This window comes from Halobacteriovorax sp., assembly GCF_041587335.1.
Lineage (GTDB): Bacteria > Bdellovibrionota > Bacteriovoracia > Bacteriovoracales > Bacteriovoracaceae > Halobacteriovorax.
This window is the reverse complement of sequence record NZ_JBFGYP010000080.1, coordinates 1-13,349: the sequence shown is the minus strand read 5'-3', so window position 1 is coordinate 13,349 and position 13,349 is coordinate 1. Positions and strand designations below refer to the sequence as shown.

The following is a 13,349-nucleotide window of genomic DNA, read 5'->3' as shown; positions in this document are numbered from 1 at the left end:
CCAAGTATAATAGAGAATAAAAATATCACAGTAGAATATAAGATTTCAGACCATAACTTATTCTTCAAAGGCCTTGAGCAACAAATTACACAGATTATTATTAATTTAATGATGAACTCAGCACAGGCCATTCAAGGACTTGAAGACTCTTGGATAAGTGTAGAACTTCTAAAAAGTAACAACCATGTCGTCTTTAGAGTTACTGACTCTGGGGTCGGAATTTCCCAAGAGTTTCAAGATAAACTTATGGATCCATTCTTTACGACTAAAGAGGTAGGAAAAGGAACCGGACTAGGTCTTAGTATTTCTAAGAAAATTGCTCATTTTCATGACGGAGACCTTAAGCTCATAACAAAGGCAAACAACACTACTTTTGAACTATCAATACCTCTAATCACCGAAGAAAATAAAGAGAATACTTAATTAGAAGAGTCTAAATAAGTATAGCTTCTTAAGCAGTCCTCATAAAAATCTACAAGCTTTACTCCACGGCGAGGTTGAATCTTACCTCTTGAGACTTCCCTATCAACGACTTTCTTTAAAGAATAGGCCATATACTGAGGGTTGTACTGCATAGTAGCGAGCACTTTAGCACAGGACTGACCTTTAATGACTTCCTCAATGTAAAAACCACTTTCATCTTCTTCATCTTTAAATACATGAACTTCATTTAATCGACCAAAGAGATTATGCATATCTCCCATCACATCCTGATAAGCACCAGTTAAGAATATTCCAACATAGTAATCATCTTCGTTGAGTTCATGAACTGGAAAAGTAGTTCTATGTCCTTGCTCATCAATAAACTTATCGATCTTTCCATCACTGTCACAAGTAATATCAGCAATAGAACAATTTACAGTCGGCTTCTCATGTAATCTTTTAATTGGAACAACAGGTAGAACTTGGCCAATGGCCCAGCTATCAGCCGCTGATTGAAATACAGAAAAGTTACAAAGATACTTTGCAGCAGTATCATCAACAAGTGACTGTAATTCTTCAGGGACTTTCTCAGAGCTCTCTAAACGCTTAGTAATAAAGTTTAGTACTCGAGTATAGATTGTTTCAATCTTTGCCCTTTCTTCAAGTGAGAGAATACCAAGTTTAAAAGCATTTAATGCATTTTCCTTCAGTTGAATCACATCATTGTAAGACTCTTGTAGGCTTTCTTTAGAGTGTAGCTCTTCCTCAAGTTCTCTCATATTAGTAACAAGTATATGCTCACCAGTAACTTTCTTCGTATTATAATCTGAGGTTGCATCAATCTTTCCAATTACATTTGTTACAACACAAGAGTGATGTGCAGTCACTGCACGCCCTGATTCAGTAACAATATTTGGATGAGTAACTCCTTCTAAATCACAAATTTGTTTCAAGCTATGAATTACATCTGATACATATTCGCTAAGTGAATAATTTGTAGAAGAGTCATTAATTGTTCTAGTTCCGTCGTAGTCGACACCTAGTCCACCACCAATATCGAAGTACTCAATAGGAACTCCTGCTTGAACAAGCTTGGCGTATATTCTTCCACCTTCACTAATGGCCTCTTTAAAAGATCTAATCTCGGGGATCTGAGAGCCTATATGAAAATGGAAGAGCTTGATACAGTCACCTAAACCGCTTTCTCTAAAAAGTTCGACAGCTTGTAATATTTCAGAAACAGACAGACCAAACTTTGCTCTCTCCCCAGATGAACCTGACCATCTTCCACAGCCAGGAACACTCATCTTTCCTCTTAAGCCAATAAGAGGTTCAACACCAAGCTCTTTACTAAGACGAATGATTTTTGCAATTTCAGAGAATTTTTCAATAACAATAATTATCTTTCTTCCAACTTCTCTTCCAAGAAGTGCAAGTTTCATATAATCATCATCTTTATATCCATTGAGGATTGTAAGAGATTTCTTACTATCATTCATTGCGAGAACGGCTAAAAGCTCAGGTTTGCTTCCTGCCTCTAGTCCGTAGTCATACTTTACACCCGCGTCGACGATCTCTTCAACAACTTCCCTCATTTGATTTACCTTTATAGGGTAAACACCATAGTAACGACCTTCGTAATCATATTCTTCAATAGTTTCTCTAAATACTTTATTAATTAACTTTACTCTAGAGCGTAGAATATCGTGAAAACGAATCACTGCGGGGAATTTCACTCCCTGATCTTTCATCTCTTCGATCACTGATGCAATATCAAACTCTCCAGACTTCTTAGACTCAGTTCTAACTGTTAAGTTCCCAAGAGAATTCACAGAAAAGTATCCCTCTCCCCACTGATTAATCTTATATAGCTTTTTTGAATCGTTAATCGTCCACTTAGTCATATTATTTCCTAATTGAGAGCTATTAAAAGTTCTCGTACTATTTTTGCTGCAAAAACATCACTATTTCCAGTAGGGTCAATCACAGGAGATAGCTCAACAACATCACAACCTACAAAGTTCTTTTCCATCAAAATTTTAACAAATGATATAAACGAATGGAAATCTTCTCCGCCCGGCTCCGGAGTTCCAGTACCAGGAAAAAAGCTTGGATCAAAATAATCTAAATCAAAAGTTAAATACACTGGCCTGTTCTTATCTATATCTTTTACAGATTCTAGAAACTCATTTCTTGAAAGCTTTATCGTTCCATTATCATGCATCCACTTAAATTCTTCTTTTGTTCCAGAACGAATTCCATATTGAATTAGCTCATGCCCATCTTTAAAGTGATCAAGAGCACGTCTAATAATTGAAGCATGAGAATAGTGATGTCCAAGATAGCCATCTCGAAGATCAGCATGCGCATCTAGATGAATAACAACAAGGTCTTCGTATTGATCAAGATAAGTCTTAAGAGGAGCGAAGCTTATTGAATGCTCTCCCCCTAAAGTTAAAGTTTTAACATTATTTTTCTTTAAATCTATATCTGAGAAAATTTCAAAATATTCATCAGTCGCCATCTTCCAATTTAAGTCAGCATCATCAGAATTTCCTACATTAAGATTTCCTAAGTCGTAGAAGTGATTAATTTCATCCGTTCCAACTTTTAAATACGGAGAATAATCCTCTATTCCATCACTAATAAATCTTAGTGCATCAGGACCCTCTTTCGTTCCTTTCCTAAAACATGCAGTTCCATCAAACCCAAATCCAATGATATGAGTTGCATTTGAATAGACCTCATTTGTTGCAATTGAATTGAGGTAATACTCACTTGGTGCAAGTAACTTGGGTATTGATTTTTTTATGATTTCTTGCTTCAAAAGAGAGCTCCTCTCAACTTAAACTCTAATATAAATTAGTAGCTTCTTGATTAATCTAGACTCTAAATTCCGTCAAGAGAAATAGCGGAAGTAGCTAAAAACACAATGGAAATAAGTAAGTTTTTCAGTATCGAAAAATACTAATGTGTCGTGTTTTCCCCTTCTGCCGTAGGTAGCTTCGCGACCTCAACTTCTTTTTTCATGTCATGAAGAATTGCTGAGTGAATTGCCTTTTTAAACTTTGCCCAGTACTTCTTATGATTTCTATTATCAGAAGTTGGCAACTCTAGAGTATAGGTAGGAATATTTCTTTCATTACCCGCATAGTTTCCGAGACTTCCTGGGAAGAAAGGATAGTTTTTGATTTTATAATCATTAGACATTTTACTCATTCGAACAAGTAACTCTTGAGCATTTGGTGCCAGTAAAGGGTCCCCATGGTCATGATTAGACCTAAAATCAGGTCCATCATAGTCTAAGATAGTTAGAGGAGCATGCACTGTAATTATCTTGGAAGGCCTATATCTCTTGATTAAATTAACCTGAAAATATGTTTCTTGCTCACTTAGTGCCTTAGGACCAGGGTATCTTCTCTTATCACTCCTATACCTTGATTTCCAAAGTCTAAGGGCGTCCTTATTCCAATCTCTTGTAGGGAAGTTTCTATTAACATCTACTCCTCTTGCATTTGTACGAGTAGGACGTCTCTTAAAAAAAGAGTCTGGAGTCACGATGGGCGCAATAGCAACGAGTTTATTCTTTAGCTCCTCATGACCAGGGATATGACCTTTCATCACTTTCTCCATGTGATGAATAATATCAAAACAAAACTTAATTGGAGTTATTTCATCTCCATGAACCCCACAAAGAATTAATGTCATATCTTTAGGAGTTGAAGTTTTCTGTAATTCTTCACTTCCGTACACAGTCCAAATCAGTGGGTCACCTAGAAAAGACTTCCTAACATTTTTCCACTTTATATTCTTACAACGGCTTCTCCCCCATCCCCAGTGTCTGAACTTACGTTCTACCTTGTCGCAGTATTTAGAAACAGTTGGGTTTTGAGGAATTTTTCCCCATAGAGGGAGTTTTGGAGTAATTTCTTTAGGAATATCGACGACAATCTTCTTAACTTCAACTGGAGCTTTAGGCTCTTCTTTAAAGGGCTTAAACTTTTCAAGATAAGCACATCCCGAAAGTAGGCTAACCAATATAAAAGTAATATAAACTCTTGTCATTTTCTTCTCGATTCTTGTGTTAAAATATATGAATATTATAACCTTTTAATAACACTAAAAATACCCTTTTTGGGGAGCTTAGCTATGAAAATACTAGTTATTTCTAAGAATAGTCAACTTTATTCAAGCCAAAGAATTATTGCAGAAGCTCAAGAATTAGGCTTAGATACCAAGCACTTAGATATTTACGAATCGAGTCATTGGAGTGAAAACGAGCGAAGTTCGTCAACAGTCGTATTCAACAGATACTCTGGAATACTCTATGATGACTATGATCTGCAGCTTTGTCAGTCTTGGAAAAACAATGGAGCACTAATACTAAATCCCATTGATGAGCTTCAAACATTCAGAGATAAGCTATCTACTCACATATTTTTAAATAACCTAGAAGTAAGCTGTATACCTACAAGGGCCATAAGAGGAAACGTTACGAGAGAGTCTCTAGATAACTTTATTGATTTCGCCTCAGACCCATCAATACACGAAGACGAATATATCATTAAGCCAACCAGGAGCAATAAAGGCCTAGGAATGAGCCTTTGTCGAGGAATTGATTCTCTTTATACTCAACTAGAGAGCTACTATCACTTTAAGGATCAGCGTTTCATTATTCAGCCAAGAATGAAGGGAATTAGAGAGTATAGAATATTCTTTATTGATCAAACAATAATAGGTGCCTTTGAAAAACACTCAAAGAGACAAGATGAATTTAGGCTAAACGCAGAAAGAAGTGAATGCTTTGCTATAAACCCAGAAGACTTAAGTGATGAGCTTATTAGCTTCTTTAAAGTCATCAGAAGAAATACAAATTTATTCTATGGTGGTATTGATATTTTAGAGACAGAAAAGCAGCACTATTTACTCGAAGTGAACCCTTGTCCAGGCTTTGAGGCTCTTGAAAAGGTCTGCAATGTAAATGTTGCCAAGGAGTTAATAACTAGAGTGCATCAAAATATTGTAAATTAAAGTATAAAATCAAATAGGTTTGAAGGTCCCTTTAGTAGGTAATAGAGAACCTTCTTACCAAAACCAACTCTATGAAAAAGTGACTCATCTATAGAGTCTGGATCGTTTAAAAGATCAGACTTTGTTAAAAGCTTTGAGTCTCTCTGCCTCTGTTCGATATCTTCTTTAAGAGCTCTAGCTAAGTTCTTATCCCCATCACAAAAGAAGGCCAGCTCTGCTGAAAAATTATAGCTTCTTGGATCAAAGTTGAACGAACCTATCATAATTGAATCATCATCAAAAACGGCAGACTTAGCATGAGTCCCCCAACGAGATGATTGAACCTGATCATCAATAGTTTCGTACTGAGTTTGAGTATCTCCAGCGTAAAGATGAATATTCATTCCACTACTTAGCCAGTCTTTTGCTATAGAATTAAAAGCTGCTGAAACATATATAGCATCAGTACTATAGAGGTAATTTGTGAGTAGTGATGTTTTCACTCCCCTCTTCAAAGCATTTTTTAAAGTATTTTCAGTCTCGTTATTTACAATAAAGTAAGGGCTTTCAATTTGGATAGACTCTTTAGAATTCTGTATTCTTTTGTATATCTCTTTCTTTAAAATACGCGCAGTCTTACCAGTATCATGCGACATAGGTCTATCAGAAACAAAGCTACCACTTGAACATGTTCCATAATACTGATTAGGAGCCTGCATTAGAGATATATATCGAACTTCATCTCTTAAATTATATTTTTCATTTTCTAGATTCACAAAATCAAGAGCAAACTTAACATTTTCCTTCCATACTCTTAGGTCATTTTCAAATTGAATAAGCCTTCTAGAGCTTCCTCTAGAGCCTCTCATATATTTTAAGTCTTTTCTATTTGGCTTCTTATCTCTTTTGACAGCTACTGACTCTTTAGAGGTCCAAATACTTTCAAAACTCAATGCTACAGCATCAACTAAGTCACCTTCTAACCATATATCTCGATCAACAAAGTTATATGCATGACTTAAATCAAAGTATTCATCCCCTATATTTCTTCCACCAATAATTGTTTCTTTCTTATCAATCGTCAGAGACTTTTTATGATTTCTCCATTGGGCCTCTACAACTCTATATAGTGGTGTTGGATTATAATATTTTATTTCAATATTCTCTTTTCTTAGCTCATGAGCAATGAAGAAGTTGATCCCTTTTGAACCGATAAATTTATCAATTAGAAGCCTAACCTTCACACCTTCGCGGGCCTTTTTAATAAGAGCGTGAATTAGGATCTGTCCAGAGTCGTCTGCGCGCCAAATAAATGTCTCTAAATCGATAGTTTTCTTGGCCTTCTCAATTAACTCGACTCTTTTTTCAAGAGCACTATAGCCGTCATTTAATATTTGAATTTGTTGAGGGCTCTCAGATTGAACATCAAAGTCACTATCACTAAGATTTAGTCCTCCATCACTTGCATGTGAGAAGCCGCAAGAAATAGAGCACATTAATAAAATTTTAGAAATTTTTGATAAAAGCATGAGAAGACTTCTATCAAAACGACACAGCGCACACAATAAGCACTGAAAAGGTTACATTGTATAACCCAATGCAATATCAGTAATTTATTCAGACATCAAAGGAAAGTTTGACCTACCCAACTTTATCGTAGTATAATAAAACAACTGTTAAGCTTATCGAAGAATTCTCCGATAAGTTAACAGGAATTTAACGGGTAGAAGACTATGTATATATGCATCTGCAAAGGCATTACAGAAGAACAGCTAGAACAGGCCATAAAGCCTGACTCTAAGCCTACGGACATCCTAAAGGACCTAGGGGTTGGTGATAGCTGTGGAATATGCCTAATTGATGCAATTGAGAAGATGTCTCTTAAGAAATCTGTAAGTCTACAGGAAAATAAAAAGAAATAACTCCATTGCCCCCCTCACTCTCATTCTCTATAATATCAGTATAAATTATTAACTAATTAAAGGAATCCATATGAAAGGTGACAAAGAAATTATTGAGGCATTAAATTGCGTCTTAGCAAACGAACTCACTGCGATTAACCAATACTTTCTTCATGCAAGAATGCTTGAAGACTGGGGCCTAGAGAAGCTAGGTAAACTAGAGTATGATGCATCTATTGATGAAATGAAGCATGCTGACCAAATTATTAAAAGAATTCTCTTCCTAGAGGGGCTACCAAACCTTCAAAAACTAAATAGAATTAAAGTAGGTCAAAATATCGAAGAGCTTATCGCTTCTGACCTAGAGGTTGAATACAAGGCCGTTCCTGAGCTAAGAGAATTCATTTCTCTATGTGAAAAGAAGCAGGACTATGTAACAAGAGATATCCTTAAGGGAATTCTAGATAGTGAAGAAGAGCATATTGACTGGCTTGAAACACAACAGGGCTTAATTGAGAAAGTTGGTGTTCAAAACTTTATTCAGTCTCAAATTTCAGAATAATTAAAATGATAAGAGGTGGTAGCACCACCTCTTATATATGAGCTTAGTATTCGTCTGTAATACTAACTTTGAAAGTAACTTTTCTCGTTTCAATCAATTGCATTTCTGCGTTAAAGAATAAGATATTTGCAAGAGTTTCATCCGTCCCAATCATTAAGAGATCATCATTTGTTTGGAAGATATTCATAGCTGTAACTAACTTTATAGAATCAACAATGTCCGCTTCAAATTCATCGCTCTCAATAAGCCCACTCTCTTTAAAAGTCGTGAAAACTTTTACATATCTAGCGTCATCAGGAGCATTTAAAGTGTAAGATTCCACAGAACAACCACCACCATGACCCGGGATGATACAAGTAAAGTTCACAGGAACTACGCTTGTAACTAGCTGGATTGTTGTAGCACTTACTGAAAATGGTAATAAAAATAGAATTGAAAGTACAAGATTCTTCATTTACTTCTCCAAGAAAGGTTTTTCACAAAATATGTGAAATCAAATATCGCACTTAATCAATTGTGTAAAGACGTAAATAGAAGAAATGAATTATGAGAATTACCTCTCACCAAATAAGTGAGAGGTTAACAAGCTTTAGCCCTATATATTTTCGTTAGGCTTCTTTAGAAGTGACACTAAAATAATAGGAAGAATTAAAAAAGCAGACCCAATAAAATAAGGAGAGCTAGAACCATACTTCCAGTAGATGATTGATGCGATAATAGGACCTATAACTCTTGCTAAAGCTCCTAGAGATCTAAAGATACCAATACTATGTCCTTGCTGATTAGCAGGAGTGTAGAGGGAAACTAATGATGTTAGACAAGGTATCGCCATACTTGAACCAGTTGCTAAAAAGAAAAGACCTACATAAAGTAGTAAGCTTGTTTCAGCAAAACCAATAGCGATTAGACCTGGAACTAAACAAATCAGTCCCATTAGAGCAACTTTCCTCTCTCCTAACTCACCTGCTTTTCTCCTTACAAATCCACCTTGTACAAGAGCAATCACAAAGCCTATAAAAATAAACATATAAGCATTATCCATAGGAGAATAGGCTAATCTCTCAACAGCTAAGAATGTTAATGTAAACTCCATCCCAGAAAAGGCCATTAAGAAAAGAAAGTGACCAAAGTTTGTGATATTCACTCCCTCATATGGAAGTGGCTTAAAAAGTTGTAATGGATTGAAAGTTCTCTCACTTGTGTGAACCTTTCCACGCTTCTCTTCTGGTAGAGACTCTTTAAAGTTCTTAGCAAGAAAGTATAAGTTAAATGCACTTAGAACAAATGCAATCGCTGCTGACATAGAGAATGGATTCACACCATATTGAGCAAGACTTGGGTAAATTGATGTTAAGTCTACTAAAGACATAATTCCACCCATTGCTGGACCTATAATAAATCCAAGAGCAAAGGCTATTCCTATTGTCGCCATACCTTTTGAGCGATTATTCTTAGAAGTAACATCGGCAACTACAGCAGTAGCAGTTGAAATATTACCTCCCATAATACCGCCTATAAATCTAGCAAGTATTAAAGTTGTAAATGAACCTGAGAAGAACCACATAACGTAACTAAGGGCCAATCCAAAAACTGAAACAAGTAATACGGGCTTTCTACCAATTCGATCAGAAATCCTTCCCCATACTGGAGCTGCAATGAATTGAAGGAATGAATACAGTGCACCTAAGGCCCCTCCAAAGAGGACGATAGATGAAAGCTTTCCAGCTCCACCAGTTGCAGTAAGAGTTTCAATCCCACTGAAGATTAAATTTAAAAAGTAATTATCTCCATCAACTTTAATATAATGTTTAGCTAAAGCAGGAAACAGAGGAAAGATAATTGAAAAACCAACTAGGTCTAAAAATAATGTTAAGAAAACTATCTTTAGTGAGCTCTTAGCATTATCGCTTAAAGGCTCAGACTTCATTGTTGGTACTTCCATACTTTTATAATCCTCTTTTTTCATATAATAGAAATCATTACTTTTTACTTCTGCTGATGCTTCACATTGATTTTCAATAAATTTAGAAAAATCCTCGCACCACTTATCATCATCATTTAAGCACTCTATAAATTGAACTTTACCACCAAGCTCATGGGCCTCTTCAGCAAGTTCTGTTGCAATCTCATCCGTTGTCTCTAAGCAATCGGCTACAAAACTTGGACAATAAACTGCTATATTCTTATCTCCATTCTTAATCTGCTCTTCCATTACATCTTCAGTGTAAGGAGTAAGCCATTCTTCTGACCCAAATCGAGATTGGAATGTAATTAGAATATTCTCAGGAGCAATTTCCGTTACTCTTTCTTTAATTAAGAAATAAGTTTCAAAACAATGCTTATAGTAGATATCATTTTTGTAGATCACTCTTCTTTTAGGAATCCCATGAAACGAGATAATTAACTTATCGCTTATATCTCCAGAGTCTTTAAATCCTTTAAGAAATTTATCAATCTGAATAACAGAGTTATCTATGAATGCAGCAGATCTATGAAAGTTTGTTAAAAACTTAAATGGAGGTATTTGAACCTTAGTTTTAAGAACTCCAAAGAACCCATCCATACCAGAAGCGATCGTACTTTCAGAATACTGAGGAAACATAGGAACAATGAGTAACTCAGTTGCAGCTTCACTAGCGTCTTTTTCAACATCCCTTTCCCAGTCGTTCCAAACATCTGCAACAGTAGGAGTAGACAATAGAAAAGCATGATTAACTTCAACTTTATCTGTTTGAAGTTTATCTCTCACCTTATCTGTAAATGAAATAGTATTATCGATTAATGGAAAACTACTCCCATTCCATATCCTAGAATAAAGCTTAGCTGACCTCGCTGGCCTAAATGGTATAACAAAGAGATTGAGTATAATCTTCCAAACTAATGGATTGATATCAACAACTCTTGGATCTCCTAAGAACTCCTTTAAGAAGGTTCTAACATCTTTTACTTTGGGTGATTTTGGAGAGCCTAACTGAACAAAAACCACTTTGGTTCTTCTGTGTCCTAAAGCATCTGCAGGGCCTAAAAAATTTTTCGTTTTATCTGTCATATTTTCACATCTTTTTGACTATTTAGAGCGCATAATGTACCTGATTTATACGATAAGGGGAAGAGCAGATGGCAAAAGTTAAAACAAAGAAGAAGGTAGTTAAAAAGAACAAAGGACGCGACGCAAAAGAACTTGAGAACTTTAAGCTAGGCGAGGCCGAAACTAAGTACTCTATGACTTATGCTCCCGAAGCACTAGAGGCCTTCGACAATAAGAATCCAGCGAGTGATGCGTGGACTACATTTCTATGTACAGAATTCACAAGCCTTTGCCCTAAAACAGCACAGCCAGACTTTGCAAGAATCTATATAAACTATATCGCAGATAAGAAGATGGTTGAAAGTAAGTCTTTGAAATTATACTTATTTAGCTTTAGAAACCATGGTGACTTTCACGAAGACTGCATACAAAAAATCTGTAATGACCTAGCAAAACTTATGAAACCAAAGTATATTGAGGTTATAGGAGAATTTACTCCAAGAGGTGGAATTGCGATTTACCCATACTCTAGTTACTCAAATAGTAAGCCGTTGTATAAGAGTATTAAAGCGAAGAGATTTGCTGAGTATTCTCCAGGAAAATACACAATGGATATGTCTAAAATATATTAGACTAAGGATAAAAGCATGGGATTTGGTGTAGGTGAAAGTTTAGTCATTTTAGCAGTAGTTCTTCTACTATTTGGTGGAAAGAGACTCCCTCAACTTGGAAGCTCTTTAGGAAAGGCCATTCAAAACTTTAAAAAAGGTATGGATGAAAACGACACTGATGATGCCAAAAAAGATGAGGATAAAAAAATTACGAAATAGACCCTAAAATACTCTCTAGTGTTTTTAAAACTAGAGGGTCGTCTTTCTTTGCATTCTCCATCTCCTCGAATAACTTATAACAAACTTCTTCATAACTTTTCTCAACACCTTTTTCTTTGAGTAAAATTAAAATATAGCGAATAGTCCTATCAATTAATTTATTATTACTAGGTCTAACCCAAGTCATAATATTACTCTCATAACGACCAAGTCTTCCCATAACTAAGGTTGAGTGTGTATTTAACAGTATTTTAAGAATGAGATGAATTGAAAGTAAGTCATACTCTTCAAAGTCAATAACCTCAGCATGCTCCATTAAACTTAGCTTTAATCTATTATCTTCTAAAGAGATGTTAAATTTAAATTGTTCTCCGGAACAATAACTAGATCTCTTACTAAAAGAAGTAGATGAAATATCAAAGCGATATAATCTATCTAACGCTGTTAAGGCCCTAGTATCTTCCCACTCCAAAGACCTAGGTTTTCTTCCCAGTAATGCACTCCAGGCCTTCTTAGCTCCCTCTTCTCCAACAAGAGAGAGATAACATAGGGAGTATACATCGGGAGTATCTTTATCATTTTCCTCAAAAGGAATTAAGCTAAATGTAGGAGATCTCTCAGTAGTATCCGTTAGAACACTAATTCCAAGAGCGGCATCAGTTAAGTATACAACCCCCCCATTACTCTTATAAATATCACTTTCACTTACTATAAATTTTTTTAAAATATTTAAATCTATTGATTCAAGCTTATGCTTTAACTTTAAAACCCATTCTTGATTTAGGCCAAAGATAGCTTGTCCAGTGACAAGCATTAAGATTGTACTGGCCTGCATTCTAGTGCTTCCAGTCAGAACCATCTCACCAGTAGATAAGTTTAATTTTTTTATTCCTGGATTTTCTAAAACTTTTTTAGAGCGCTCTACAGCAGAGCTTAATATGCTATCAGTATTGCAGTAGAGAAAATATGGAGGTTTACTTGAGACTTTACTTGCGGCCTCAACAGCACCAATAACAAATGGGGTTTCACCCCCTTCAGTAATAGCAATGAGTAAGTCACTTTCACAAAATCCTAAATCACTTAGTTGCCTCTCTCCGTAGTCAGGATGATCCTCAAAATTTTCAATCGAATGAATAAGAGCAACATCACCGCCGGCCATAAAAGAGAGGACCCTACCTTTATGAGCACCACTTTTATTCCAAATTGTTTCAAGAGCTAGAGATAGCCTTCCAGTTGCCCCACATCCACAGAGAAAAACCCTCCCTCCTTCAGAGAGAACCTCTTGAACATCTAGTGAGAATTGATTTATTTCTTTTTGCTTAAATAAAGCTGTATCAATAAGGTCTAACTCGATTTCTTTTACTGCAGAGAGCGCAAGCTCAAGACTATTTTTGGATAAATCTGAAAGGCCAATAGTTTTAGGATGCTGTTTTTCAGTAGCGAGCTCACCCAACTTAAATTGATGAGAAACTTCTAAGAAACTTTGTGCTTTAATTTTGTGAGACATATTAGCTTTCGCTCAAGGTAGAGTTTACCTTGTTAATGACTTCAGTTAGATCAAAAGGTTTTGAAATAATACCCGCTCCTCCCTTGCT

General features: G+C 35.7%; 13 protein-coding genes. 6 read left to right on the top strand and 7 right to left on the bottom strand.

Annotation, left to right across the window (positions count from 1 at the left end):
* Positions 1 to 423, top strand: a 423-nt coding sequence (locus ABX784_RS11365) for a sensor histidine kinase (RefSeq protein ID WP_372655161.1), incomplete at its 5' end; no start/stop codon positions are given.
* On the opposite strand, the gene speA is transcribed toward ABX784_RS11365, so the two are convergent.
* The 3 genes from speA to ABX784_RS11350 form a co-directional block, all read right to left on the bottom strand.
* Positions 420 to 2,327 (bottom strand): biosynthetic arginine decarboxylase, encoded by a 1,908-nt coding sequence (gene speA, locus ABX784_RS11360; RefSeq protein WP_372655160.1) that lies wholly within the window; start codon positions 2,325 to 2,327, stop codon positions 420 to 422. The two genes, ABX784_RS11365 and speA, sit on opposite strands and share 4 nt — an antisense overlap.
* An 8-nt stretch (positions 2,328 to 2,335) precedes the next feature.
* On the bottom strand, positions 2,336 to 3,250 hold the full coding sequence (gene speB, locus ABX784_RS11355) for an agmatinase (protein ID WP_372655159.1): 915 nt from the start codon (positions 3,248 to 3,250) through the stop codon (positions 2,336 to 2,338).
* A gap of 140 nt (positions 3,251 to 3,390) precedes the next feature.
* Positions 3,391 to 4,488 (bottom strand): M14 family zinc carboxypeptidase, encoded by a 1,098-nt coding sequence (locus ABX784_RS11350; RefSeq protein WP_372655158.1) that lies wholly within the window; start codon positions 4,486 to 4,488, stop codon positions 3,391 to 3,393.
* Between the two features lie 84 nt (positions 4,489 to 4,572).
* Here ABX784_RS11350 and ABX784_RS11345 point away from each other — a divergent pair, with 84 nt between their 5' ends.
* The gene (locus tag ABX784_RS11345) at positions 4,573 to 5,454 is read left to right on the top strand and encodes a RimK family alpha-L-glutamate ligase (protein WP_372655157.1); all 882 of its coding nucleotides are present in this window, start codon (positions 4,573 to 4,575) and stop codon (positions 5,452 to 5,454) included.
* Here the strand turns inward: ABX784_RS11345 and ABX784_RS11340 are convergent.
* On the bottom strand, positions 5,451 to 6,962 hold the full coding sequence (locus ABX784_RS11340; protein ID WP_372655156.1) for a phosphatidylserine/phosphatidylglycerophosphate/cardiolipin synthase family protein: 1,512 nt from the start codon (positions 6,960 to 6,962) through the stop codon (positions 5,451 to 5,453). The genes ABX784_RS11345 and ABX784_RS11340 overlap by 4 nt on opposite strands.
* Before the next feature lie 204 nt (positions 6,963 to 7,166).
* Between ABX784_RS11340 and ABX784_RS11335 the strand changes: the two genes are divergently transcribed.
* Both ABX784_RS11335 and bfr read left to right on the top strand, forming a co-directional pair.
* A complete protein-coding gene (locus tag ABX784_RS11335) occupies positions 7,167 to 7,355 on the top strand; it encodes a bacterioferritin-associated ferredoxin (RefSeq protein ID WP_372655155.1) in 189 nt (62 codons plus the stop codon).
* A gap of 70 nt (positions 7,356 to 7,425) precedes the next feature.
* Positions 7,426 to 7,896: a bacterioferritin gene (gene bfr / locus ABX784_RS11330; protein WP_372655154.1), complete on the top strand. Its 471-nt coding sequence runs from the start codon at positions 7,426 to 7,428 to the stop codon at positions 7,894 to 7,896.
* A 43-nt stretch (positions 7,897 to 7,939) separates the two neighbouring features.
* Here the strand turns inward: bfr and ABX784_RS11325 are convergent, their stop codons facing one another.
* Both ABX784_RS11325 and hemH read right to left on the bottom strand, forming a co-directional pair.
* Complete coding sequence (locus ABX784_RS11325) at positions 7,940 to 8,350, bottom strand: hypothetical protein (protein WP_372655153.1); 411 nt, start codon at positions 8,348 to 8,350, stop codon at positions 7,940 to 7,942.
* Positions 8,351 to 8,491: 141 nt separating this feature from the next.
* The gene (gene hemH, locus ABX784_RS11320; RefSeq protein WP_372655151.1) at positions 8,492 to 10,945 is read right to left on the bottom strand and encodes a ferrochelatase; all 2,454 of its coding nucleotides are present in this window, start codon (positions 10,943 to 10,945) and stop codon (positions 8,492 to 8,494) included.
* 68 nt (positions 10,946 to 11,013) lie between these two features.
* Between hemH and queF the strand changes: the two genes are divergently transcribed.
* Together queF and tatA are read left to right on the top strand one after the other, a co-directional pair.
* On the top strand, positions 11,014 to 11,556 hold the full coding sequence (gene queF / locus ABX784_RS11315) for a preQ(1) synthase (RefSeq protein WP_372655150.1): 543 nt from the start codon (positions 11,014 to 11,016) through the stop codon (positions 11,554 to 11,556).
* A gap of 15 nt (positions 11,557 to 11,571) precedes the next feature.
* On the top strand, positions 11,572 to 11,754 hold the full coding sequence (gene tatA / locus ABX784_RS11310; protein WP_372655149.1) for a twin-arginine translocase TatA/TatE family subunit: 183 nt from the start codon (positions 11,572 to 11,574) through the stop codon (positions 11,752 to 11,754).
* On the opposite strand, the gene ABX784_RS11305 is transcribed toward tatA, so the two are convergent.
* Positions 11,744 to 13,261, bottom strand: coding sequence for a hypothetical protein (locus tag ABX784_RS11305; protein ID WP_372655148.1), 1,518 nt, complete (start codon positions 13,259 to 13,261; stop codon positions 11,744 to 11,746). The genes tatA and ABX784_RS11305 overlap by 11 nt on opposite strands.
* Positions 13,262 to 13,349: the final 88 nt, after the last annotated feature.